This is a genomic window from Campylobacter concisus (assembly GCF_003048985.1).
In the GTDB taxonomy this organism is placed as follows: domain Bacteria; phylum Campylobacterota; class Campylobacteria; order Campylobacterales; family Campylobacteraceae; genus Campylobacter_A; species Campylobacter_A concisus_AY.
Map to the genome: position 1 here is coordinate 40,934 of NZ_PIRS01000014.1, position 23,739 is coordinate 64,672.

The following is a 23,739-nucleotide window of genomic DNA, read 5'->3' on the forward strand; positions in this document are numbered from 1 at the left end:
ATGGGCGAGCCACATCTTTGTCCTAAGTGCAAGCAAAGGACGATTTATTTTGACGGGATCTGCTATGAGTGCAGGCAAAAAGAGAAGCTGGAGTTTTATGAGGGCTTAAGCGAGGACGAGATCAAAAAGAGGCAGAAAAATATCCTCGCTCACATTGACGAGCTAGATAAATTTGATGAAATTTACAGCGACCTTACATATATTTTTTATCTACATGACATTTGCGACGAGCAGATCATTAATGAGCTTACAAAAAACGGCGAGTACTACCCACCTGAAATTTACAAAAAGGCTTCAGAAGGGCTTAGAGATGAGCTTATAAATAGGCTTTCAAGCGAAGAAAATATAGTCAAGCTAAATCACATCCTTTCAGCACTTGCCTGGCAGGGCGATGAGGTAGTAAGGGAGCTATTTTTTAGGCTTTATGGTGCGCCAAAGCCTTGGAAGACGAAGCTTTATGCCGACACTGATGGATACTCGCAGACTGCTGGCTGGAGTTTTGATAGCAGTGGCAAGAGAAGAAGCCTTGTTTTTGATAAGTGTTTTGTTTGCGAGCCAAGCAAAAATGCAGACGCAAGCGTTAAATTTAAAGCAGCAAATGATGAAAAGTGTAAATTTTGTAGCGGCGAGATGATAGAACTCACCATTAAAAAAGAGAGTCTAAAGCGATTTGGGCTAGAGCTTAAAAATGACGCTGTGCTTAAATTTTGTCCGACATGCGTTGGCTTTGTGCAGTACTTTTGCCAAAATGACGGCAATAATGTGCAAACAGAGGTAGTAGGTGAGGGTGAGAGCGAAGACTATGTAAGAGATGCTGTGGCGGTGCTTGACGGGCAAAAATTTGAGTTAGCAAACGAGGTCTGTATGCACTATGCGGCTATGATCGATGGTGAAATTTTGCTTGGAGGATATCCGCAGTGGCAGCAAGACAGCGAGTATCTAGCCTGCCCAAAATGTGGTAAAACGATGAAATATCTAGCGCAAATTCCTTTTGGTGGCTTGATAGACGGCGAGGGCACGATCTATATGCAAATTTGTGATGAGTGTGAGGTCGTCGGAGCAAATTTTCAGTGCACGTAAAAGGCTAAATTTTTAGGAGCTTTTGAGCAAGAAAATTTACGTAAGGCATAAATTTATCTAAATTTATTAAGCGGTGGCAGGCTAAAAATGCCAAAAGCCTGCTCTTTGCAAATTTGGCGCCAAAGCGTTTTAGTAAATTTATCAAGCAAATGAGTAGCTTTGATAAATCTGCTATAATTACCCCATTTTAAGGGAGCGAAATGAATAACAGGCTGTTTTTTGGAATTTTTGCGTTTTGTGCTTTGGCTTTGGTGGTCTATCTTTTTAAACCATTTTTACTTGACATTTTTATCGCAGCGCTGCTTGCTGTGGCTGTTGCAAACGTGCAGATCGCATTTTTAGCGCTTACTAAAAACCGCAAAACGCTCTCGTCAGGACTTACGACATTTGCGCTTCTTTGTTTATTTATTGCACCGCTTCTTTACGCCGTCATCGAGATCGCGAAATACGCAGCTGGCTTTGATATAAACAACGTCACAAAGACGATTGAATTTATCAAAAACTACGACTTTAGCCTGCCAGAGTCGATAAATTTCTTAGAGCCAAAGATCAAGGAATTTATAGGCGGGCTTGATATCAAGATGCTCTTTTCGCAAGTCGCTGCTAATCTTGCAAATTTAGGCAAGCTAAGCCTTAAATTTGGCGTTGATATGATCATCATCCTAGTCTTTTTCTTCTTTTGCAACCTTTACGGCAACGAGCTTATAAACTACCTAAAAGAGGCGCTTCCGCTTAAAAAAGAGGACACTGAGTCGATACTAAGCGAAGTTGGTAACGTGATGGGCGTCGTTTTTTACTCAACCATTGCAAATATGATCATCCAGGGCTTTTTATTTGCCATTATCACAAGCTTTTACGGCTATGACGGCGTGCTAACTGGCATCTTTTTTAGCTTCGCTTCACTCATCCCAGTCGTTGGTGGCTTTTTGGCGTGGGCACCTATTAGCATTTATGAGTTTGCAAATGGCAACACAGCAGCCGCTATCACGATCGCACTTTATACCATCATCGTGATCTCATTTGGTGCTGATACCTTGCTAAAGCCACTTGTTATTAAATTTATAAACTCAAAATTAGTCAAGATACCAACAAAGATAAACGAGCTACTCATCTTTTTTGCGATGATCGCTGGTATCACGACGTTTGGCTTCTGGGGTGTGATACTTGGACCTGCGATCGTGACATTTTTTGTCTCAACGATCAAGCTTTACACGCTTTTGCGAGAGAGAAATTTCGTATAAAATAGGGGCAAAGTATGATATATGAAGATAAATTTATAAGAGTTGAGCGCGAAGAGAACGAGCTTCCGTGGGTGAAAATTTTTACAGCTAAGCCCTACCGCGAGCTAAGTGAGTGTGACGAAGCGAGTAGAGCTAGGCTTTTTGAAGCGATGCTGGTGGCTGAAAAGGCGATGCTTGAGTTTTATAAACCAACTAAGATAAACATCGCAAGCTTTGGAAACTACGTGCCACACGTGCATATTCACGTGATTGCGAGATTTGAAAAGGATGCATTTTTCCCAGATAGCGTTTGGGCTAGCCCCAAAAGAAAAAGCGAGCTTAAGCTGCCTAAATTTGATGAGTTTGCTAAATTTTTAGAAGAAAAACTAAGGCTTAGTTTTGAGTAAATATAAAAAATATTTTAATATCTATATCGTTTTAGTCGTTTTTGCGCTGCTTGGTAGCCTCTTTTACTTTCTTTATAGCTCATACATGGCTGAAAAAAAGCAAAACAATATGCGCGTCTTTTTTGACTACCACGTAAAGCAGCTAAACAAAAGCATCGATGATGAGAAATTTTCATCAATGGCGATCTCGATCTTGCTTGCTCAAAATGAGTCTATACAGATGTGTTTGCTAGGTCAAGACCGCGACGAATGCGTAAAAAATATCGAAAATTTGACCAAAACTCTTGGTGCAGCATCGATGTATAATAACATCAAACTTCATCTTTACGACAAAGATCTAAAAAGCTACGTAAGAAGCTGGGATCTAAACAGATATGGTGATATGATCGCTAGTGGCAGGTTTTTAGTCCAAGAGTCAAGACGTCAAAATAAGCCCATGGTTGGCATCGAGGCGTGGTATGCGGGGGTGCATATAAGGGCTGTTTCAAATGTGATGCATGATGGCAAAAATATCGGTAGCATCGAGGTTTTGCTAAACTACGACTCACTTGGAAATTTTTATAAAACGCAAGGCATCGACCTTTTCGTGCTCCTATCAAAAGATAAGATGCCAGCACATAAAAGCGCGCCGAGTGATCAAATTTTAAGTGATTATTACATCGAAAATTTAAGCAGTGCGAATTTAAATATAGTTGGAATTTTGCGTGATATCGACCTTAAAAAGTATGAATTTTACGTATATAAGACGCACTATTTTTGCGTTGTGCCGCTACTTGATGCTAGCAACACGCAGATAGGCTACTATGTCCTTCATGTAAATACCGACGAAAAAGAGCGAAACATCTCGCAAAACTATCTTGAATCAGAAGAGCTTTTTTAAATTTAAGAGTTTGCTCTAGCGCTTTGGTGTTGCTAGAGCTTTTTGCAGAGTTTTTATGGACTATTTTATAAGCTTGGACTATAAATTTAACCCTTATACGAAAATTCTTCACTTGGGAAAATTTTGCTTTTTACTTCGCTAGTGTAGCTTTGCACGCCTTTTCGCACAAGAGCGGCTCCGTCAAGATAGCGCTTGACAAATTTAGGTTTAAAGTCCTCGAAAAATCCCAACATATCAGACCAAACAAGCACCTGCCCATCGACATCCACCCCAGAGCCTATGCCTACAACTGGCACACGAACCTGCCTTGTTATCTCGCTTGCTACCTTGCTAAGCGTGCCCTCAAGAAGTATGCCAAACGCACCAGCTTGCTCAAATGCCAAAGCCTCCTCAACTAGCCTTTTTGCCTCAAGCTCGCTTCTACCTTTTATCTTATATCCGCCCTCAAATTTAAAAAACTGCGGCTTTAGTCCGATGTGAGCCATCACGTTTATGCCCTCTTCGCAGAGGCGTTTTACTAAATTTACCTGATGCATGCCAACTTCAAGCTTCACCGCATCGGCATTTGTCTGCTTAAAAAATTTCATCGCATTTTTGATCGCTTGTTTTTCGTTTGTGTAGCTGCCAAATGGCATATCAGCTAGGATAAAACTCTTTTTAGCCCCGGCGCAAACGGCCTTTGTGTGATAAAGCATAGCGTTCATATCAGCACTTAGCGTGCTCTCTTTCATATTAAAACTCATATTTAAGCTATCGCCAACAAGGATAACATCAGCGTAATCATCAAAAATTTTAGCAAATAGCGCATCGTAGGCAGTTATCATCACGATAGGCTCGATGCCTTTTTTGTTTTTTATATCATTTATGGTGAGTTTTTTCTTTGCGATTTTTTCATCTCTCATGGCTAAGTCCGGTAAAATTTGTGATAATGCTAACAATTTTATCAAAATTTTGCTACAATTACGCCAATTTCTTAAGGACATGAAAATGGGTATATTAAAAAGGCTTGAAGTCGATTATTCTTATGATATAGTTGAGGAGTTTCTCTCTCACTACACTTTGATGTGCGATTTACTAGAGCCTTTGATAATAAATTTAGGAAGAGCTGACAAGTATAAGGAGAGCATTTTAGAGCTTTCTAGGATCTTTCACAATATCAAATCAGCAGCAGGTTTTATGCATCTTGACCCGATCTTAAAGCTGACAACCTTGGCTGAAGAGGTCACTCAAGAGGCTAGAAGCTTAAAAGGTCCAGCAAATGATAAATTTATAGATTGGTTACTGCTTATCAGCGATCAGTTTCATAAATACAAAGGCGACGTCGAGAAAGACCTAGAGTATTTTAGCGTCCTTGAGCCAAAGATCATTGACGTACCTGCAAAGCTTGACTAAATAATCCAACTAAACCATTTCATTTTTTATGGGAGCGACTTGGCTTCGACAGGAGCAGAGTGTGTACGGTGGCACGTCGCTTTGAGCAAAGCGTAAAAAGCTCAAATTAAATTTAAACGCAAACAACGTTAATTTCGCTCCTGCTTACGCTAAAGCTGCGTAAGTTCAGTTGAGCCTCGCTTTGTCTCATTCTAGCTAGGATGTAAGCGAGTAATTTAGCTAGAGTAGGCCAGCAAAGTGACTGCTTGTTAGCTGAAATTTTAGTCTTAGTCTAAATTTTGGTTTTGGAAAGTGAGCCTTTTTAGATGAAATTTTCACTTTTGCTAAGCGTGTAGAGGCTGTACGGATTTTGCTTTTGGACAGGGGTTCGATCCCCCTCGCTTCCACCATCTACTTTAAATTTCTATTTTATTCTACGATTTAAATATTATTTGAAATTTTACTTATTTTTAAAAAATATAAATTACAATATTTGAAAAACAAAGGAGGCTTATATGGCAAATAGTTTTGATTATGTTGGCGATTTTTGTGAAGGCTTAGCTAGAGTTAAAAAAGATGATAAATGGGGATATGTAAACACCAAAGGCGAACAGATCGTAGAGTATAAATTTGATTATGCTATGGATTTCAAAGAAGGCTTAGCTAGAGTTAAAAAAGACGGCAAATATGGATACATAAACACCAAAGGCGAACAGATCGTAGAGTATAAATTTGATTATGCTATGGATTTCAAAGAAGGCTTTGCTTTGGTTCAAAAAGACGGCAAATATGGATACATAAACACCAAAGGTGAGCAGATCGTAGAGTGTAAATTTGATGGTGCTGACGATTTCAACGAAGGCTTAGCTAGTGTTAAAAAAGATCGCAAATGGGGATGTATAAACACCAAAGGTGAGCAGGTTGTAGAGTGTAAATTTTATATTGCTAGTTATTTTGAAGAAGGCTTTGCTAGAGTTAAAAAAAATGGCGAGTATGGATACATAAACACAAAAGGTGAGCAGATCGTAGAGTGTAAATTTGATGAAGCTTACGATTTCAAAGAAGGCTTTGCTTTGGTTCAAAAAGACGGTAAATTCGGATACATAAACACCAAAGGTGAGCAGATTGTAGAGTGTAAATTTGATGGTGCTTACGATTTCAAAGAAGGCTTAGCTAGAGTTAAAAAAGATGATAAATGGGGATATGTAAACACCAAAGGCGAACAGATCGTAGAGTATAAATTTGATTATGCTATGGATTTCAAAGAAGGCTTTGCTAGTGTTCAAAAAGACGGCAAATATGGATACATAAACACCAAAGGTGAGCAAGCTATAGAGTATAAATTTGATTATGCTATGGATTTCAAAGAAGGCTTTGCTAGTGTTCAAAAAGACGGCAAATATGGATACATAAACACCAAAGGTGAGCAAGCTATAGAGTATAAATTTGATAGTGCTAGTGATTTTAAAGAAGGCTTTGCTAGAGTTAGAAAAGACGGCAAATGGGGATACATAAACACAAAAGGTGAGCAGATCGTAGAGTGTAAATTTGATGAAGCTTACGATTTCAAAGAAGGCTTTGCTAGAGTTAAAAAAGGCTATAAGTATGGATACATAAACACAAAAGGTGAGCAGATCGTAGAGTGTAAATTTGATGAAGCTTACGATTTTAAAGAAGGCTTTGCTAGTGTTAAAACATGTCTAGGAAGCTATACTATCAATACTAGCGGGAATTTTATAGTAGTTGATGAAGAGAAAAACAAAATAGAAATTTCAAAAGAATTTGATGGAGCTTACGATTTCAAAGAAGGCTTTGCTAGAGTTAGAAAAGACGGCAAATGGGGATACATAAACACAAAAGGTGAGCAGATTGTAGAGTGTAAATTTGATGGAGCTTACGATTTCAAAGAAGGCTTTGCTAGAGTTAAAAAAGGCTATAAGTATGGATACATAAACACAAAAGGTGAGCAGATCGTAGAGTGTAAATTTGATGAAGTTAGTGATTTTAACGAAGGCTTTGCTAGAGTTAAAAAAGACGGCAAGTATGGATATGTAAATACCAAAGGTGAGCAGATCGTAGAGTGTAAATTTGATGAAGTTAGTGATTTTAACGAAGGCTTTGCTAGAGTTAAAAAAGACGGCAAGTATGGATATGTAAATACCAAAGGTGAGCAGATCGTAGAGTGTAAATTTGATGAAGTTAGTGATTTTAACGAAGGCTTTGCTAGAGTTAAAAAAGACGGCAAGTATGGATATGTAAATACCAAAGGTGAGCAGATCGTAGAGTGTAAATTTGATGAAGCTTACGATTTCAAAGAAGGCTTTGCTAGAGTTAAAAAAGATCACAAATGGGGATATGTAAATACCAAAGGTGAGCAAGTCATAGAGTTTAAATTTGATAGTGCTAGTGATTTCAACGAAGGCTTAGCTAGTGTTAAAGAAGACGGCAAGTATGGATACATAAACACCAAAGGTGAGCAAGCCATAGAGTGTAAATTTGATAGTGCTGGCGATTTTAAAGAAGGCTTAGCTAGTGTTGTTGTTAAAAGATATAAAGGAAGCTATACTATCAATACTAGCGGGAATTTTATAGTAGTTGATGAAGAGAAAAATAAAATAGAAATTTCAAAAGAAATTGATGACATCTATGACTTTAAAGAAGGTTTTGTTAGGATTAAAAAAGATGGCAAATTTGGATATGTAAATACCAAAGGTGAGCAGATAGTAGAGTGTAAATTTGATGAAGCTTACGATTTCAAAGAAGGCTTTGCTAGAGTTAGAAAAGACTACAAGTATGGATATGTAAACACCAAAGGTGAGCAGATCGTAGAGTGTAAATTTAATGATGCTGACGATTTCAAAGAAGGCTTAGCTAGAGTTAAAAAAGACGGCAAGTATGGATACATAAACACAAAAGGTGAGCAAGCCATAGAGTGTAAATTTGATAGTGCTAGTGATTTTAACGAAGGCTTAGCAGGAGTTGAAAAAGATGACAAATGGGGATACATAAACACCAAAGGTGAGCAGATTGTAGAGTATAAATTTGATTATGAGACGGCAAATGGGGATACATAAACACCAAAGGTGAGCAGATTGTAGAGTATAAATTTGATTATGCTGACGATTTTAAAGAAGGCTTAGCTAGAGTTCAAACATATCTAGAGAGCTATACTATCAATACTAGCGGGAATTTTATAGTAGTTGATGAAGAGAAAAACAAAATAGAAATTTCAAAAGAATTTGATGGAGCTTACGATTTCAAAGAAGGCTTTGCTAGAGTTAGAAAAGACGGCAAATGGGGATACATAAACACAAAAGGTGAGCAGATTGTAGAGTGTAAATTTGATGAAGTTAGTGATTTTAACGAAGGCTTTGCTAGAGTTAAAAAAGACGGCAAATGGGGATACATAAACACAAAAGGTGAGCAAGCCATAGAGTGTAAATTTGATTATGCTTACGATTTCAAAGAAGGCTTTGCTAGAGTTAAAAAAGACGGCAAGTATGGATATGTAAACACCAAAGGTGAGCAAGTCATAGAGTTTAAATTTGATAGTGCTAGTGATTTCAACGAAGGCTTAGCTAGTGTTAAAGAAGACGGCAAGTATGGATACATAAACACCAAAGGTGAGCAAGCCATAGAGTGTAAATTTGATTATGCTAGTGATTTCAACGAAGGCTTAGCTAGTGTTGATGTTAAAATGTTTACAGGAAGCTATACTATTAATACTAGCGGGAATTTTATAGTAGTTGATGAAGAGAAAAACAAAATAGAAATTTCAAAAGAATTTGATGGAGCATGCGACTTTAAAGAGGGCTTTGCTAGTGTTAAAAAAGATGGCAAATGGGGATATGTAAATACCAAAGGTGAACAGATCGTAGAGTGTAAATTTGATGATGCTTACGATTTTAAAGAAGGCTTAGCAGGAGTTAAAAAAGATGGCAAATGGGGATATGTAAATACCAAAGGTGAACAGATCGTAGAGTGTAAATTTGATGATGCCAGTTATTTTTACAATGGCTTTGCTAGAGTTGAGAAAAATGGTCGGAGTTATGAGATTAATACAAATGGAAATTTTATAGTACTTGATATAGATAATAATGAAATAGAAATTTCAAAAGAAATTGATGACATCTATGACTTTAAAGAAGGTTTTGTTAGGATTAAAAAAGATGGCAAATTTGGATATGTAAACACCAAAGGTGAGCAGATAGTAGAGTGTAAATTTGATAATGCTTGGGATTTTAAAGAAGGTCTAGCTCCAGTATATAAAGATGGCAAATTTGGATATGTAAACACAAAAGGTGAGCAAGCCATAGAGTGTAAATTTGATAAAATTTGGTATTTTAAAGATGGTTTTGCTAGAGTTGAGAAAAATGGTAAGAGCTATAAAATTAATACCAGTGGAAATTTTATAGTAGTTGATGAAGAGAAAAACAAAATAGAAATTTCAAAAGAATTTGATGAAGTTAACGACTTTAGTGGTGGTTGGGCTAGTGTTAAAAAAGATGGAAAATATTATAAAGTCAATACTAGCGGAAATATTATATTTTATGATGAAAATGAAAATTTGATAGAAGTGCTAGATAAGGTGATAGATAGATCAAACAACACTTTCTACTTATCACGACTAGGTGATAAATTTGGACTTTTGGATGAAAACTTTAATGTCGTTATCAAAAATAGCATTTATGGTAAATTTGAGGTGCTTCAAAGGATAAATGAAACTACTTTTTTGATAAAAATAGCAGAGCGAGAACTCTTCGTGGATAGCGAAGGGAATTTCAGATAAACTAGCTACAAAAAGTTTTGCCAGCCAGTTAAATTTAACTTGGCTGGTTTATTTATCTAAGCTTTGTCTCAAAAAATGCGCCAAAAAGCGAGTTTATGCCTTGCTTTGTAAATTTCTCCATTATCTTTTCGAGCTGCGGTTTTTCTTGCCAGACGGGCTCATCTACGAGGCTCATTTTAGCTAGCTCATTTTGAGCGTCTATGTAGCTACCAAGGCTGTCTATTAGCCCCATTTTTAGGGCATTGTGCGCCAAAAAGACCCTTGCGTTTGCCCACTCGTCTTTTTTCTTGATATCTAAATTTCTAGCCGCCGCCACGTCGCTTACAAAGAGCATGTAAGCGTCATTTACGAGCCCTTGCAAGCTCTCGCGCTCCTGCTTGCTCCAGCTCCTCATAAAGGTGCCAGCCTCTTTAAACTCGCCAGCCTTCACTACCTGCTCGCTCACGCCTAAATTTTTGGCTAAATTTTCGATATTTGCCCCTTGCATGATGACGCCGATCGAGCCTATGAAAGCGCCTGGGTTTGCGACGATAGTATCAGCATTTACGCCAGCGTAGTAGCTGCCGCTCGCCATGTTGCCAGCAGCGTATGCGAGCACTTTTTTGCTCTCTTTTAGTCGCTTGACCGCCATGGCTAGCTCCACGCTCGGGCTTAGCGCACCGCCTGGACTGTCGATGTAGAGCAGCACGCCTTTGATGTTGCTATCCAGCCTTGCCTTTTCGAGCACATCTAAAATTTCACTTGTATCCACTATCGTGCCAGTGATGTCGATACGGGCTAAATTTGGCTCTTTCATCTTGCTATTTGGCGCGAAAATAAAAAATAAGATGAGTAAAAATATGAGCGCCTTAAAGTAGCTATTTATAAATTTAAAAATTCCCAAAATTCCTCTAAAAATAAGCCTTAAAATTTGCAAATTTTGCCTCCGATATATAGTTTTTTAGCCTCGTTTGTATGAAGTATTAGCTGAAGTATTAGCTCGCTATCATCGCACTCTAGGTCGCTATAGACTGCGATATCAGCCGCACGTCCAGCCTTTATCTCGCCGTTATTTGTCCTAAGTGCCTTTGCGCCTCCATGCGTTGCAGCGACAAAAAGCCTAGTGGCAAGCTCGTTTAGATCAAGGCTAGCGTGTGTAAAAAGGGCGGCTCGTAGCTCATGCCAGAAATTTAGGCTGATATTTGAGCTAAGGCCGTCTGTACCGATATTTAGACTGACGTTGTTTTTGAAAATTTCTTTTAAATTTAGCGCCTTTTTACCAAGTAGTCTGTTTGAAACGGCGCAGTGCGTTACGCTGTGATGAGGCTTAAATTTGGCAAAATCACTCACATAAACGCAGTGCGTAAAGAGCGTATTTATCTCACGAAACATCGCAAAGTAGCCCTGCGCGTCATACATCGGCTTTGGATCTTGGCTAAATCTTAAAAGATGCTTTTTAAAGCCACCGCTGCCGTGCTCTAGCCACTGCTTTTCAGCCTTGCTCTCTAAAAAGTGTGTGCTAACAAGAAGACCACCCTTTTTAGCTATCTCAAGGGCGGCTTTGGCAAGCTTTGGATGCACAGAGTAGGGCGAGTGCAGCGAGATAGCTGGGGTGAAATTTTGACTTTTATAGCTCTTTGTTTTTTCAAATTTAGCTAAGAAATTTTGCAAATTTTGTTCACACATCTGCTCGCTTGAGCCTAAAATTTCACTAAAAAGCACGACTTTAAGCGGACTAGCGGCTAAAATTTCAAGCTCCGAGCCAAAGCTAGATATCTCGCCAACGGCACAAACTCCGCTTTTAAGTAGTGAATTTATCGCTTCATTCATAGCTTTTTTAGCATCCATCCTAGCTAGCTCGCCGCCTTTATCGACGATAGAGCCGAGCCATTTTATGAAGTCACCGTATTTTAGGGTGCTGACGTTTGAGCTAAACTCCAAATGAACGTGTGTATTTACGAACGCTGGGGCGATCACGCTCTCACCAAAGTCGCAAATTTTGGCCTCTCTAAATTTTTTTTGTGCCTCTTTTTCGCTTGTAATTTCTAAAATTTTATCACCTTCGATGACAACACAAGAATTTCTTAAAATTTTTGGATTTTCTCCGCCAGTGATGATCTTTTTTGCTTTTAAAATTTCCATTTCTAGCCTTAAATTTTTGTTATTGTAGCGAAAATTTAGGAACGAAAATGTATAATTTGGGCTATTTAATCAAAAAGGAGTGACATGGATAAGAAGCTAAAAATAATGGTTATCCAAGGCCCAAATATCAACATGCTTGGCGCTAGAGAGCCAGGAATTTACGGCGTTATGAAGATGGAGGATATCCACTCTCAAATGAAGATCGTTGCCGATCAAAATGACGTTGAGATCGAGTTTTTTCAAAGCAACCTTGAGGGCGAGCTAGTCGATAAGATCCAAGAGTGCTTGGGCGATGCTGACGGCATCATCATAAATCCAGCCGCTTACACTCACACCTCTATCGCTATCCGTGACGCGCTAAGTGCGGTTGCGCTGCCAGTTATCGAGGTGCATATCAGCAACGTTTATAGAAGAGAAGAGTTCCGCCACAAAAGCCTCATCGCACCAGTTGCAGCAGGCCAGATCGTGGGCTTTGGACCAGTTGGCTATCATTTAGCGATGATAGGCATGCTTCAAATTTTTGAGCAAATCAAAGCAGTAAGAGCAAATCAAAAAGCACAATGAATTTCATCTTAAAGGACGAAAACGCCGTATTTTACGAGTGCGGCTACAGCTGCGACAATGAGTTTTTGCTATGCGTTGATGGCGTGAAATACTTTTTCACGGACGCGAGGTATTATTTCGAGGCAAAAAGCTGCGTAAGTGCAGGCGTGGTCGTTCTTTTAGCGCAGAGAAATTTAATAAACGAGGTTAGGGCATTTTTAAGAAAGACGAAGCCAAGCAGCCTCGTTTTTAACCCTGATGAGCTAAGCTTAAGCGAATTTAACGCGCTTAGCAAGGGCTTTAGGATAAATTTCAAGCCAAAGGCAAATTTCTCTAGACTAAAGAGAATTTGCAAGAGCGAAGATGAGATAAAAATTTTAAAAAAGGCTAGCGAATTTGGAGCAAAATGCTTTGATGAATTTGCTAAATTTGTGCGTGAAAATGGCGAAGGAATGAGCGAAAAAGAGCTTCATTTTAACGCCTCGCTCATCTTTAGGCAAAAAAACGAGCTAGGTCTTAGCTTTGATCCGATCGTGGCGATAAATGAAAATGCCGCAAAGGCGCATGCGCTACCTGGGGATAAAATTTTAAAAAGGGGCGATTTGCTGCTACTTGACGCTGGGGTTAAATTTAAGCGTTACTGCTCTGACCGCACCAGAACTGCTTGCTTTGATGAAAATTTTAACTTCTCAAAGGAGCAGAAATTTAAAAACGCCAAGATGCAAGAAATTTACGAGATCGTAAAAGAGGCTCAGGCTGCTGCGATAGAGGTCGCAAGAGCTGGCGTGAGGGCGTGCGAGATAGACCTTGCGGCAAGAAGCGTCATAGCAAAAGCTGGATATGAAAAGGCCTTTTTTCACTCGACAGGACACGGCGTAGGTGTCGATATACACGAGCTTCCAGTCATCTCAGCAAGAAGCGATACGCTCATAAAAGAGGGCATGGTCTTTAGCGTGGAGCCTGGAATTTATCTAGAAAATGAATTTGGCGTGCGCATCGAGGATGTGGTGGTCGCAAGAGAAGGTGGGTGCGAGATTTTATGAGGCTAGCTGGAGCAAGAAAGATCGTAAAAAGCCGTTTTTGCCCTAGTTTTTTTCAAAAAAGAGATGAGTTTAAGTATGAGGCGCTAGTTGGCATGGGTGGCAACATCGGTGATAGCGCAAAGAGGTTTGATAAATTTATAAGAGCGATTAGTGAAGATAGGCGTTTTCACGTGGTTGAAGTCTCGCCGATCCTTATAAATGCGGCATTTGGCTACGAAGCGCAGGATGATTTTAGTAACGCTGTTATAAATTTACAAACATCTGTGAGCCCTAGAAATTTGCTAAAAATTTTAGGGCACTATGAGAGTAAATTTAAGCGCGTGAGGACGTTTAAAAATGCGCCACGCACGCTTGATCTGGATATTTTGTATTTTAGTAAAAAAGTCTATAAGACGCCGCGCCTTATCGTCCCGCACCCAGGGGCTAGCAAGAGGCTTAGCGTGATCGTGCCACTAGGGCTTATGAGAGGTTAAAGGATATAAATGGCTACAAAATTTCATACTTTTACAGGTGAGAGCACCATCGAGGCTTTGAAGAAGGCTCAAGAAGCGTGCGGCGAGAAGGCCATACTCGTTACCACAAAGCAAATTCAAGCCAAAACGATAAACAAAAAGCCGCTTTATGAAATTTTAGTAAGCGTCGAAGAGGACGAGGTAAAGCAGCCGCCAAAGCCAAATACAAAAGCCATAAACTATGAAAATGCCTACTCTAAATTTAGCAAAAACTACGAGCCTCCAAAGCCAAAATTTGAGATAAAAGAGGAGCCTGCTAAATTTGAGGCAAAGACGACGTCGCCTGAGCCTTACGATCCAAATGAGAGCGTGCTTTTAAACATTTCAGACGTCGCAAAAGAGATAAGCGCGATCGCAAATGTCGATATGAACGAGATAAAAGAGCCAAACACAAATGGCATGAATAAAAAAATAGACGATGTAGCAAAGCAAGTAAGCGTACTAAGCGAGAAAATAGGGCTTATAACTGATATGATCTGGGACGAAAAGGCCCCAAATCGCAACAATCTCTCGATCCCGCCAGAGTTTGCTAGCATCTACAAGCTCGCAAAACAAAGTGGCATGAAAGAGGAGCATTTAGAGGCGATCATGCAAACGACGCTTGAAAATTTGCCTGTTTCTATGAAAAGTAACCCAACTGCGGTAAAAAGGTACTTCTACTCGCTTTTGAGAAATATGCTGCCTTGCAGAAAAGAGCTAAATGATAAAAAACAGCGCATAATGATGCTAGTTGGCCCAACTGGAGTTGGCAAGACGACGACTCTTGCAAAGCTTGCGGCTCGTTTTGCATACGGCAACGAAAAGCGCTATAAAACGGGCATCATCACGCTTGATACGTACCGTATCGGAGCGGTTGAGCAGCTATTTCAGTACGCTAAGATGATGAAACTACCGATCCTTGACGTCATAGAGGTCGAGGACTTTCAAAATGCCATAAAGCAGCTTAGCTACTGCGACGTGATACTAATCGACACCACTGGAAATTCGCAGTATGACAAAGAAAAGCTTGAAAGACTTGATAAATTTTTAAAGCATAGCGGCGCAAAGATCGATGTAAATTTAGTCCTTTCGGCTGGCTCAAAGGTCGAGGATCTGATAGAAATTTATAATGGATTTTCATTTTTAGAGATCGACACTTTAATAATCACCAAATTTGACGAGACTAAAATTTTTGGCAACGTCTTTTCGCTGATATATGAGACAAACACGCCAGTTAGCTACTTTAGCGTGGGTCAAGAGGTGCCTGATGATCTTGTGGAGGCAAAGAGCGAATTTTTAGTAGAGTGCGTGTTTGACGGCTTTACAAAGCAAAAGGCTAGCGATGAATAACCAAGCGCAAAAACTACAAAATTTAGTCCAGTCTCAAAATAAGGCTAAAAATACGCATTTTATAGCTATCACAAGCGGCAAAGGCGGCGTTGGCAAGAGCACGATAAGTGCAAATTTGGCAAATGTCTTGTCGCAAAATGGCTATAAAGTAGGGCTATTTGACGCTGATATCGGACTTGCAAACCTTGATGTGATCTTAAACGTCAAAATGGGCAAAAACCTGCTTCACGTGCTAAAGGGCGAGTGCAGCTTAAAAGATATCTTGATACCTATAAATAAAAATCTCATCCTCATCCCTGGCGAGAGCGGCGATGAAATTTTAAAATTTAACAATCAATTTTTATTTGAGAGATTTTTAGATGAGGCTAGCGAGCTTGATCAGCTTGACTTTTTGATCATTGATACCGGTGCTGGCATAGGCGGTAGTACACAGCTCTTTTTAGAGGCGGCTGACGAGGTTGTCGTGGTGACTGTGCCTGACCCTGCGGCGATAACTGACGCATACGCGGTCATAAAGATCGTTTCAAGATTTAAAAATAACGAGCTTTTACTTTTAAATATGGTAAAAAACGAGGCTGAGGCCACTAGAATTTATGAAAATGTAAAGCGAGTGGCAAACGCAAATATCGGGCCAAATTTAAATTTAGAGCTAATTGGCTACGTAGCTTCTGATAAGAGCGTGGCAAGGAGCATAAAGCAAAGGACACTCTTTACAGATGACGAAGCTTACGGCTCTGCTAGCGTGCAGATCAAGCAGATAGCTTCGAATTTGCTTTATAGGTTGGAACGAAAAGTGCTTAAAGATGAGCAAAGCAGGAGCTTTGGGGGCTTCTTTAAGCGTTTGATAGAACAATTTTAATGGAGATTGAGCTTTGCGTGCAGAAAATTTTATAGCATTTTTTACGGTTTGTGGATTTTTCATAGGCATAGTTTTTACCTTGCTAAAGGTAAGTGAGCCTATCGAAATGCTCGTTTATACGCTAGTTATTACTTTATTTTTCTACCTTATAATTCACATCGTGATAATGAACTATGTCGATGTAAAAAGGACTTTGAAGAAATTTTTTGACAAGCAAAGACATGAGGAGATCGCAGACTATCTCATCTCTGAGCTAAACGTTAGGGAAAAACGGATTGAAAATATCATGCTAAAAGTAACCACCGAAAATTTAGACTCTGGTAAGCAAAATGTACGAACTAAAGCAAAAGCAGCTTAACGCTTATAAAAGCACCATTAAAAAAGAGCAAGACGAGATCGTCTTAAAATACATGCCAGCTCTGCGCGCGATGGCGTTTAGGCTAAAGGAGCGCTTGCCTTCAAGTATCGACGTAAACGACCTTATAAGCGTTGGTGTTGAAGAGATGATAAAGCTTAGCAGGAAGTATGACAAAGAGCAAAACGACTCATTTTGGGGATATGGCAAAAAGAGAATTTATGGCTCGATGCTTGACTACCTAAGAGCGCTTGATGTCGTTAGTAGAAGCGACAGAAAGCTAGTAAAGAGCATAAATACCGAGATAGATAACTACTTTAACACGCACGAAGAAGAGCCAAGCGACGAGTATCTGGCTGAAAAACTAAATGAAGATATCGAAAAGATAAGAGAGGCAAGGGGCGTTAGCGGCATCATCACCATCTTGCCGATCGATGAACAAATGGAGTTAATCGGTCAAAGCGATGTTGAAAAAAGCGTAGAAAAAGAGGATCTTATCTTAAAGATCGAAAGTGCGCTAAAAGACTTTGATGAACGCGATCAGATGATAGTTCAGCTTTACTACTACGAAGAGCTAAATTTAAAAGAGATCAGCGAGATAATGAACATCAGCGAGAGTAGAATTTCACAAATTCATAAACGTTTGCTTGATCGCATCAGACGCAGCTTGGGGGTTTAATGGCTGATATTTTAAGTCAAGAAGAGATAGATGCGCTACTTGAAGTCGTCGATGAAGACGGCGATACGAGCAATATCGAGATAGAAGAGAGCCCACAAGGCGAGCAAAAACAGATCATTATCTATGACTTCAAGCGTCCAAACCGCGTCAGTAAAGAGCAACTCCGCGCGATAAAAGGCATCCACGACAAGCTTGCTAGAAATTTAGCTAGTCAAATTTCAAGCGTTATGAGAAGTATCGTCGAGCTTAGACTTCACAGCGTCGATCAGATGACATACGGCGAGTTTTTGATGAGTTTGCCAAGCCCAACTAGCTTTAACGTCTTTTCTATCAAGCCACTTGATGGAAACTGCATCTTAGAGATAAACCCAAGCATAGCATTTCCTATGATAGACCGCTTACTTGGCGGAACTGGTGAAAATTTCGAGGCAAACAGAGAGCTAACTGACATCGAGGTAAATTTACTCGATGCGGTGCTTAGGATGATCATGCAGCGCCTAAAAGAGAGCTGGTCGATGATAACTGATATGTATCCAAATGTCGAGGCAAAAGAGAGCAGTCCAAACGTCGTGCAGATCGTATCTCAAAACGAGATCGTCATCATGGTCGTCATGGAGATCATCGTTGGTGGCTCAAGCGGTATGATAAATTTATGCTATCCAGTCATCTACCTAGAGCCGATCCTATCGCGCCTAGCAAACAGGGACATCATGCTTGGCGAAACTAGCGCTAAAAAGAGTAGAAACAAAGAGCTAAAAACGCTAATAGGCCGTGCTGAGGTGCTTTATGAAGCGATCCTTGGTAAATCAATAGTTAGCGTAAATGAGTTTTTAAATTTAAAAGAGGGCGATATCTTAAGGCTTGATAGAGGCGCTGACGACAAAGCTATCGTTTGTATCGATAAAAAAGAGGTATTTTTGGCTGAAGTTGGGCTTCATAGATTTAGAAAGTCTATCAAGATCGAGCAGCTAATCCGCTCTGACAAAGACGAGATCAAACACATCCTAGAAAAATACGAAGAAGAGCGAAAAGCAAAACTAATGGCATACGACGAGGCCAACGAACACAACAACGAAGAAGAGAGCGAAGATAATGACGAATGAATTTTTTAACATCTTTTCAAATGAACTAAAAGCGACCATCGAAGGGCTAACTGGCAGAGCGCCAGAGATCGGCGAGAGAAACGAATTTGACGCACCAGCTCAAAATGGCATAAAACCGCCAGTTGTCATGGCTAGCGTGACATTAAGTGGTGACATCAATGCAAAAGCTGAGATCGCCTGCACGCCGGTGCTCATAAGCGCGGTTAGCGAGTGGATGATGGGCGAAGAGGAGATCTCACATAATGAAAACCTCGGTAGCGACGAGCTTGACGCTGCAAAAGAGATATTTTCAAACCTTTTTAGCGCATTTAGCACCTCTCTTGGAGCGCAAAAAGGCATGCCAAAGATCAGCTTTGAGGTGATAAATGTAAATTTCTTAGATGAAAACTCATCGCTTGATTTTAGCGTTTTTGAAAAGCTTTTTTTGTTTAACATAAAGATCGAGGATCTAAATGAGCATGTGGCTTTTGTCTGCGATCATACGCTTATGAGATTTTTTGAGCCTGCTAAAAGCGAGCCAGCAGATGCTGCAAAAGCCACAGCTGCTCCTCATACACTAAAGGGCGAATTTAGCGCAGAAGAGATGAGAAACATCGGTCTTATTATGGACGTAAGGCTACCAATGCGCGTTCGTATCGGCTCAAAAAGGATGCTCTTAAAAGATGTGCTCACTATGGATATAGGCTCAGTCATCGAGCTAAATCAACTCGCAAACGACCCGCTTGAAATTTTGATAGGAGATAAGGTGATAGCTCTTGGCGAAGTTGTCATAATAGACGGCAACTTTGGCATCCAGATCACTCAGATAGGCTCAAAACGTGAGAGGCTTCAGCAGTTAAAATAATGAATGAACTAGTAAATGATCTCTTAAAATTTCCAAGCGTTTTAAAGTATAAAAACAAAAATGTAACCTTCTTTGGCTCGGCTAGATTTGATGAAGAAAATTTCTACTGCAAAAAGGCATACGAGCTAGCTTACAAGCTAAATGAGCTAGGTTTTGCTATCTTGACTGGCGGTGGGGACGGCATAATGAGAGCGGCAAATAAGGGTGCATTTGATAGCGCAAAGTCCCCTAGCGTCGCACTAAACGTGAGACTGCCGTTTGAACAACAAACAAATCCATACGTCACCGCAAAATATCTCTTTTCAAATTTAAGCCCAAGAAAATTTGCCCTAACTGACAGCTCTATCGCATTTGTCGTCTTCCCTGGTGGCTTTGGCACGCTTGATGAGCTATTTGAAATTTTGGTGTTAGTTCATGTTGGCAGCAAAAAAGTGAAAATTTTTCTTTATGGATGTGAGTTTTGGCAAGGGCTTGATGAGTTTATACGAAAGACGCTGATCCCTCAAAAAACGATAAACGAAGAAGATTTAAGCTTATATAAAATCACCGATGATATAGAGCTTATTGTGAGCGAAATTTTGGCTATTTAAAAATAAGATATAAAATATCGCCTTTAAATTTAAAAAAGGTAAAAATATGAAAATAATGGTTGCAATGAGCGGCGGCGTAGATAGCACGATGACGGCTAAATTTCTGCAAGAGGCCGGACACGAGGTGCAAGGCTGCTACATGATGCTTCATCAAAAGCCAGGATATCACGAAGAAAACATCAGAAAAGTCAAAAAAGTGGGCGAGTATCTTGGTATCAAGGTGCATATACTCGATCTACAGGATAAATTTAACGAATATGTTTATGATCCATTTGTCAGGCTCTACAAAGAGGGCAAGACGCCCAATCCTTGCGCCTTGTGTAATAAATTTATAAAGCTTGGAGCGCTACTTGACTTTGCAAAGGTAAATGGCTGCGAGAAGCTTGCTACTGGGCACTACGTGCAGGTGGTTGATGGTTTTATAACCTGCGCCAAAGATCCTAGCAAGGATCAAAGCTACTTTTTAGCTCAGGTGCCAAAAGAGGTGCTAAAAGATGTCATTTTCCCGCTTGGGGATAAATTTAAAAAAGATATAAAAGAGCTAGCAAGAGGCGTAAAAGTGCTTGAAGAGTTCGCTACTCAGGCAGAAAGCAGTGAAATTTGCTTTGTGGAAAATACCTACATCGAGGTTTTAAACAAGCACTACAACACAAATTTACCAGGCAATGTGGTTGATAAAGACGGCAATATCATCGGCCGCCACCAAGGCTACATGCACTACACTATCGGCAAACGCCGTGGCTTTGAGGTTTTTGGCGCTCATGAGCCACACTTTGTCATCAAGATAAATGCCAAAAAAAACGAGATCGTTGTCGGCACGAAAGACGACCTTGCTCAAAAGGTGGTCGAGCTTGAAAACGTAAATTTATTTATCGATGAAGATAAATTTGAGTGCGAAACAAAAATAAGATATAGAAGCCCTAAACTTGAGGCTTTTGCTGAGGTTGATAAAGCTAACAAAACCGCAAAGCTAACGCTAAATCAAAACGCACTTGGCGTGGCGCAAGGTCAGCTTTGCGTGATGTATGAAGGTGAGCGCGTCATCGCAAGTGGCTTTATAAAGAACTAAGCGCCTCTTTTATCACCTTAACGTGGCTAAATTCTGGCTCTTTGACAGCGGTCAGAAGCGCCACGTTTTTATACTCTTTTTCTAGCTTTTTAAGCTCTTTTAGTCCCTCTTGCTCCTCTTTGCCATTTAGCTCTTGTCTAAATCTTTTGCAAAACTCATCAAACCTAGCCTCTTTATCTTCATGAAACCATGACCTTAGCTCGTTTGACGGAGTGACTGATTTTAGCCAGATGAAGCTAGAAAAGATCTCTTTTCTCACGCCTCTAGGATAAAGTCTATCGATAAAGACACCTTTAAATTTCTCGTCGTCGCTTTTAATAAAGTCGTAAATTCTACATATCTTAAACATGCTTGTTATCTTAGTCCTCATAAATTTACAAATGTAAAATGATATAAAAATTTAGTTTAAATTTTGCCTTTTGGAGTATAAAATTTGGCTAAAATTAGTTGGTAAATAAATTTAAATTTAAAGCTCATTTTGATAAAATCCCAACATAAAAATCACTAAAAAAGGTTAATATTATGAGAGGCTATAAAATTTTCTCAGGCACCGCAAATATCGAGCTTTCGAAGAAAATTTCGCAATATTTGTCGCTTCCACTCAGTGAAGCTAGCATTAAAAGATTTAGCGATGGTGAGATCAGCGTGCAAATCGGCGAAAGCGTGCGTGGGAAAGATGTCTTTGTCATCCAGCCAACATGCGCCCCAGCAAATATAAATTTAATGGAGCTTCTTATCTTAACTGACGCTTTAAAACGCAGCAGTGCAAGCTCTATAACAGCGATCGTACCGTATTTTGGCTACGCTAGACAAGACAGAAAAGCAGCTCCTAGAGTGCCTATCACTGCAAAACTAGTGGCAAATATGATGCAAACAGCAGGCATCGACAGAGTCGTTACTATGGACCTTCACGCAGGGCAAATTCAAGGATTTTTTGACATCCCGGTAGATAACCTTTATGGTAGCATTGTCTTTAACGACTACGTAAAAGCTAAAAATTTACCAAATCCAGTCGTCGCAAGCCCAGATGTAGGCGGCGTAGCTCGTGCTAGAGCCTTGGCAAAAAATCTAAATTTGCTAGATATGGTCATCGTTGATAAACGCCGCGAGAAAGCAAACGAGAGCGAAGTGATGAACGTGATCGGCGATGTAAAAGGCAAAGATGTGATCTTGGTCGATGATATGATCGACACCGCTGGCACCATCGTAAAAGCAGCTGAGATTTTCAAAGAGCGTGGCGCAACTAGCGTAATGGCGTTTTGCACGCATCCAGTGCTTAGCGGACCAGCCTATGATAGGCTAAAACTTGGCTTTTTAGACGAGCTAGTGGTGACTGATACGATCCCATTAAAAGAAGAACTCCCTTGTATAAAAGTGCTAAGCACAGCTTCACTCTTTGGCGAAGTGATACGCCGTGTTTATCACAACGAAAGCGTAAATAGCTTGTTTTAGTAACCATTGCAGGCTAGAGCTCTGGCCTGCTAAATTTATCCGTTTTAGCTAATTGATATTTATCTTTTGGGTTAAATTTCTAGCCCAAAAGACTTAAAATCCTACTTGTAACAAGTTTAAATTTAAAGTCAAATAAACAAAAATCACAATGAAATCTCGCCGCTAAATTTCTACATGCTAGCTACTAAAATTTAAATAAGTCGTAATTAAGATGCAGTGCCGACCAGATCCGTGTGGGAGCTGCGACAAATGCCGTAAGGATCGCACAAAAATGGACCATGATGCAGGAGTAGTTTGTAAATTTATTTTTAGGCTAGAAAGGATTAAGCTTCTAGTCTAAATTTATCTTGCAAGCTCGTCTAATAAATCTTGCAAAGTAACGTTTTTTAGCTCGTTTTCTAGGGCAGTTTGTGCTCTTAAAAAGTGCCCAGACAAAAGCTCTTCTATCCTGCCGCCGACTGGGCAGGCTTTGGGCGAGTCAGAGTGAATTTTAAAAAGTTTTTCTTTGTCGTTTACTGCGTTAAAAATTTCAAGCAAATTTATATCTTTTGGCTCTTTTGTAAGGCTCACCCCACCAACTCCAGCTGCGACATTTACGAGTCCTGCAGCCTTTAGTGTGCCAAGTAGGCGCCTAACGATAACTGGGTTTGTGTTTATGCTACCAGCTATAAATTCGCTTGTAACCTTCTCATTTTCAAAAAATTTAGCACACAAAAGCGCGTGTATCGCAGTTGAAAATTTAATGCCAACTTGCATGATCGTCCTTAAATTTTTCGTGATTATACTTAAATTTTCTGCCAAAGACAGCCAGCTAAATTTGACTTACGAGCCTTTGCTAGCTGTCAAATTTATAAACTCACGCTCTCTCGCCAACTGCAGTGAAGCGCTTTTGGATAAATTTCTTATTTTTTAGCTCATCAATGATCGCAAGCGCAAGGTCTGCGTAGCTTATGTAGCTCTCATTTTTTGAGTTTAGTATGAGATCATCCCCGCCAAGCACGTATTTGCCCGTGCGAGCGCCGTTTTCGTCGTAGTCGCCTGCTGGACTTACATACGTCCAAAGCACATTTGTGCTACCTTTTAGCTCAAAATATGACTCCGCCGTCGCCTTTGCCACGCCCATATATGCTGCTGGGAAGTCTGGGGTGTCCATGAGCATAGTGTCTTTGCTATCAACAAATAACGTACCAGCGCCGCCAATTACGATGAGCCTTGTGTTAGTGCCTTCTAGTAAATTTACTAGGTGAGCGGCCACTTTTTTGTGAAGCGGGAAGGTTTCTTCGCTCCATGCTGCAAATGCGCTGATAACTGCGTCAAAGCCAGTTAAATCAGCCTTTGTAAGCTCGAAAATATCTTTATAAACGACCTTTACGCTTTCGTTTTTATACTCTTTGTTTCTAACGATCGCTGTGACGTCGTAACCTTGTTTTAGCGCCTCATTTACTAAATTTGCACCGCTTTTGCCGTTTGCACCTATGATTGCTATCTTCATT

26 protein-coding genes, 1 other RNA gene and 2 pseudogenes are annotated in these 23,739 nt (G+C 40.0%); 22 read left to right on the forward strand and 7 right to left on the reverse strand.

Features of this window, described 5'->3' with window-relative positions; translation table 11 throughout:
* The gene (locus CVS91_RS09160) at nucleotides 1-1,080 is read left to right on the forward strand and encodes a cytochrome C (RefSeq protein ID WP_107831702.1); all 1,080 of its coding nucleotides are present in this window, start codon (nucleotides 1-3) and stop codon (nucleotides 1,078-1,080) included.
* A 4-nt stretch (nucleotides 1,081-1,084) separates the two neighbouring features.
* Here CVS91_RS09160 and CVS91_RS10350 read toward each other — a convergent pair whose 3' ends face one another.
* Nucleotides 1,085-1,225, reverse strand: coding sequence for a hypothetical protein (locus CVS91_RS10350; protein WP_188116266.1), 141 nt, complete (start codon nucleotides 1,223-1,225; stop codon nucleotides 1,085-1,087).
* A gap of 55 nt (nucleotides 1,226-1,280) precedes the next feature.
* Here CVS91_RS10350 and CVS91_RS09165 point away from each other — a divergent pair, with 55 nt between their 5' ends.
* From CVS91_RS09165 to CVS91_RS09175, 3 genes are read left to right on the forward strand one after another with little or no spacing between them, the layout of a single operon-like run.
* A complete protein-coding gene (locus CVS91_RS09165; protein ID WP_107831704.1) occupies nucleotides 1,281-2,321 on the forward strand; it encodes an AI-2E family transporter in 1,041 nt (346 codons plus the stop codon).
* A 14-nt stretch (nucleotides 2,322-2,335) separates the two neighbouring features.
* A complete protein-coding gene (locus CVS91_RS09170) occupies nucleotides 2,336-2,707 on the forward strand; it encodes an HIT family protein (RefSeq protein WP_107831706.1) in 372 nt (123 codons plus the stop codon).
* A complete protein-coding gene (locus CVS91_RS09175; RefSeq protein WP_107831708.1) occupies nucleotides 2,700-3,587 on the forward strand; it encodes a cache domain-containing protein in 888 nt (295 codons plus the stop codon). The genes CVS91_RS09170 and CVS91_RS09175 overlap by 8 nt, the downstream gene beginning before the upstream one ends.
* An 86-nt stretch (nucleotides 3,588-3,673) precedes the next feature.
* Here the strand turns inward: CVS91_RS09175 and panB are convergent, their stop codons facing one another.
* Complete coding sequence (gene panB, locus CVS91_RS09180) at nucleotides 3,674-4,489, reverse strand: 3-methyl-2-oxobutanoate hydroxymethyltransferase (RefSeq protein WP_107831710.1); 816 nt, start codon at nucleotides 4,487-4,489, stop codon at nucleotides 3,674-3,676.
* An 85-nt stretch (nucleotides 4,490-4,574) separates the two neighbouring features.
* On the opposite strand from panB, the gene CVS91_RS09185 reads away from it, so the two are divergent.
* From CVS91_RS09185 to CVS91_RS09205, 5 genes and pseudogenes are all read left to right on the forward strand, one after another.
* Complete coding sequence (locus tag CVS91_RS09185; protein ID WP_004317574.1) at nucleotides 4,575-4,979, forward strand: hypothetical protein; 405 nt, start codon at nucleotides 4,575-4,577, stop codon at nucleotides 4,977-4,979.
* Between the two features lie 30 nt (nucleotides 4,980-5,009).
* Nucleotides 5,010-5,368, forward strand: a transfer-messenger RNA (tmRNA) gene (ssrA, locus tag CVS91_RS09190).
* A gap of 105 nt (nucleotides 5,369-5,473) precedes the next feature.
* Nucleotides 5,474-8,032 carry a WG repeat-containing protein gene (locus CVS91_RS09195; protein ID WP_107831712.1) on the forward strand — a complete coding sequence of 853 codons (2,559 nt, stop codon included), beginning with the start codon at nucleotides 5,474-5,476 and terminating at the stop codon, nucleotides 8,030-8,032.
* A gap of 17 nt (nucleotides 8,033-8,049) precedes the next feature.
* Nucleotides 8,050-8,634 (forward strand): annotated as a pseudogene (locus CVS91_RS10735) (WG repeat-containing protein); the annotation flags it as partial.
* Nucleotides 8,635-8,655: 21 nt separating this feature from the next.
* Nucleotides 8,656-9,747, forward strand: a complete 1,092-nt coding sequence (locus tag CVS91_RS09205) for a WG repeat-containing protein (RefSeq protein WP_107831714.1) — start codon at nucleotides 8,656-8,658, stop codon at nucleotides 9,745-9,747.
* 52 nt (nucleotides 9,748-9,799) lie between these two features.
* On the opposite strand, the gene sppA is transcribed toward CVS91_RS09205, so the two are convergent.
* Together sppA and CVS91_RS09215 are read right to left on the reverse strand one after the other, a co-directional pair.
* Nucleotides 9,800-10,663: a signal peptide peptidase SppA gene (sppA, locus tag CVS91_RS09210; protein WP_107831716.1), complete on the reverse strand. Its 864-nt coding sequence runs from the start codon at nucleotides 10,661-10,663 to the stop codon at nucleotides 9,800-9,802.
* Complete coding sequence (locus tag CVS91_RS09215; protein WP_107831718.1) at nucleotides 10,651-11,868, reverse strand: metal-dependent hydrolase; 1,218 nt, start codon at nucleotides 11,866-11,868, stop codon at nucleotides 10,651-10,653. The genes sppA and CVS91_RS09215 overlap by 13 nt, the downstream gene beginning before the upstream one ends.
* 84 nt (nucleotides 11,869-11,952) lie before the next feature.
* Here CVS91_RS09215 and aroQ point away from each other — a divergent pair, with 84 nt between their 5' ends.
* From aroQ to mnmA, 11 genes are read left to right on the forward strand one after another with little or no spacing between them, the layout of a single operon-like run.
* On the forward strand, nucleotides 11,953-12,432 hold the full coding sequence (gene aroQ / locus CVS91_RS09220) for a type II 3-dehydroquinate dehydratase (RefSeq protein ID WP_004317604.1): 480 nt from the start codon (nucleotides 11,953-11,955) through the stop codon (nucleotides 12,430-12,432).
* Nucleotides 12,429-13,454, forward strand: a complete 1,026-nt coding sequence (locus CVS91_RS09225; protein WP_107831720.1) for an aminopeptidase P family protein — start codon at nucleotides 12,429-12,431, stop codon at nucleotides 13,452-13,454. Before aroQ ends, CVS91_RS09225 begins: the two co-directional genes overlap by 4 nt.
* Nucleotides 13,451-13,927, forward strand: a complete 477-nt coding sequence (gene folK, locus CVS91_RS09230; protein WP_087583756.1) for a 2-amino-4-hydroxy-6-hydroxymethyldihydropteridine diphosphokinase — start codon at nucleotides 13,451-13,453, stop codon at nucleotides 13,925-13,927. The genes CVS91_RS09225 and folK overlap by 4 nt, the downstream gene beginning before the upstream one ends.
* A 9-nt stretch (nucleotides 13,928-13,936) precedes the next feature.
* Nucleotides 13,937-15,295: a flagellar biosynthesis protein FlhF gene (flhF, locus tag CVS91_RS09235; protein ID WP_107831722.1), complete on the forward strand. Its 1,359-nt coding sequence runs from the start codon at nucleotides 13,937-13,939 to the stop codon at nucleotides 15,293-15,295.
* Nucleotides 15,288-16,154: a P-loop NTPase gene (locus tag CVS91_RS09240; protein WP_004317632.1), complete on the forward strand. Its 867-nt coding sequence runs from the start codon at nucleotides 15,288-15,290 to the stop codon at nucleotides 16,152-16,154. The genes flhF and CVS91_RS09240 overlap by 8 nt, the downstream gene beginning before the upstream one ends.
* 13 nt (nucleotides 16,155-16,167) lie before the next feature.
* Nucleotides 16,168-16,512, forward strand: a complete 345-nt coding sequence (locus CVS91_RS09245) for a hypothetical protein (protein ID WP_107831724.1) — start codon at nucleotides 16,168-16,170, stop codon at nucleotides 16,510-16,512.
* Nucleotides 16,484-17,188 (forward strand): RNA polymerase sigma factor FliA, encoded by a 705-nt coding sequence (locus CVS91_RS09250; protein ID WP_004317527.1) that lies wholly within the window; start codon nucleotides 16,484-16,486, stop codon nucleotides 17,186-17,188. Before CVS91_RS09245 ends, CVS91_RS09250 begins: the two co-directional genes overlap by 29 nt.
* Nucleotides 17,188-18,291, forward strand: coding sequence for a flagellar motor switch protein FliM (fliM, locus tag CVS91_RS09255; RefSeq protein ID WP_012140115.1), 1,104 nt, complete (start codon nucleotides 17,188-17,190; stop codon nucleotides 18,289-18,291). Before CVS91_RS09250 ends, fliM begins: the two co-directional genes overlap by 1 nt.
* A complete protein-coding gene (gene fliY, locus CVS91_RS09260; RefSeq protein ID WP_107831726.1) occupies nucleotides 18,281-19,135 on the forward strand; it encodes a flagellar motor switch protein FliY in 855 nt (284 codons plus the stop codon). The genes fliM and fliY overlap by 11 nt, the downstream gene beginning before the upstream one ends.
* On the forward strand, nucleotides 19,135-19,725 hold the full coding sequence (locus tag CVS91_RS09265) for a TIGR00730 family Rossman fold protein (protein ID WP_107831728.1): 591 nt from the start codon (nucleotides 19,135-19,137) through the stop codon (nucleotides 19,723-19,725). The genes fliY and CVS91_RS09265 overlap by 1 nt, the downstream gene beginning before the upstream one ends.
* Before the next feature lie 16 nt (nucleotides 19,726-19,741).
* Nucleotides 19,742-20,794, forward strand: a complete 1,053-nt coding sequence (gene mnmA, locus CVS91_RS09270) for a tRNA 2-thiouridine(34) synthase MnmA (RefSeq protein ID WP_265094398.1) — start codon at nucleotides 19,742-19,744, stop codon at nucleotides 20,792-20,794.
* Here mnmA and CVS91_RS09275 read toward each other — a convergent pair.
* Complete coding sequence (locus tag CVS91_RS09275) at nucleotides 20,781-21,143, reverse strand: DUF488 domain-containing protein (RefSeq protein WP_012140111.1); 363 nt, start codon at nucleotides 21,141-21,143, stop codon at nucleotides 20,781-20,783. The genes mnmA and CVS91_RS09275 overlap by 14 nt on opposite strands.
* A 173-nt stretch (nucleotides 21,144-21,316) precedes the next feature.
* Here CVS91_RS09275 and CVS91_RS09280 point away from each other — a divergent pair, with 173 nt between their 5' ends.
* Together CVS91_RS09280 and CVS91_RS10525 are read left to right on the forward strand one after the other, a co-directional pair.
* A complete protein-coding gene (locus CVS91_RS09280) occupies nucleotides 21,317-22,246 on the forward strand; it encodes a ribose-phosphate pyrophosphokinase (protein WP_021084389.1) in 930 nt (309 codons plus the stop codon).
* A gap of 206 nt (nucleotides 22,247-22,452) precedes the next feature.
* Nucleotides 22,453-22,539: pseudogene (locus CVS91_RS10525) on the forward strand (hypothetical protein); the annotation flags it as partial.
* A gap of 49 nt (nucleotides 22,540-22,588) precedes the next feature.
* Here CVS91_RS10525 and CVS91_RS09285 read toward each other — a convergent pair.
* Together CVS91_RS09285 and CVS91_RS09290 are read right to left on the reverse strand one after the other, a co-directional pair.
* Nucleotides 22,589-23,002 (reverse strand): Rrf2 family transcriptional regulator, encoded by a 414-nt coding sequence (locus CVS91_RS09285; RefSeq protein ID WP_103573680.1) that lies wholly within the window; start codon nucleotides 23,000-23,002, stop codon nucleotides 22,589-22,591.
* A 100-nt stretch (nucleotides 23,003-23,102) separates the two neighbouring features.
* Nucleotides 23,103-23,738, reverse strand: coding sequence for an NAD(P)-dependent oxidoreductase (locus CVS91_RS09290; RefSeq protein WP_107831732.1), 636 nt, complete (start codon nucleotides 23,736-23,738; stop codon nucleotides 23,103-23,105).
* Between the last annotated feature and the right edge of the window lies 1 nt (nucleotide 23,739).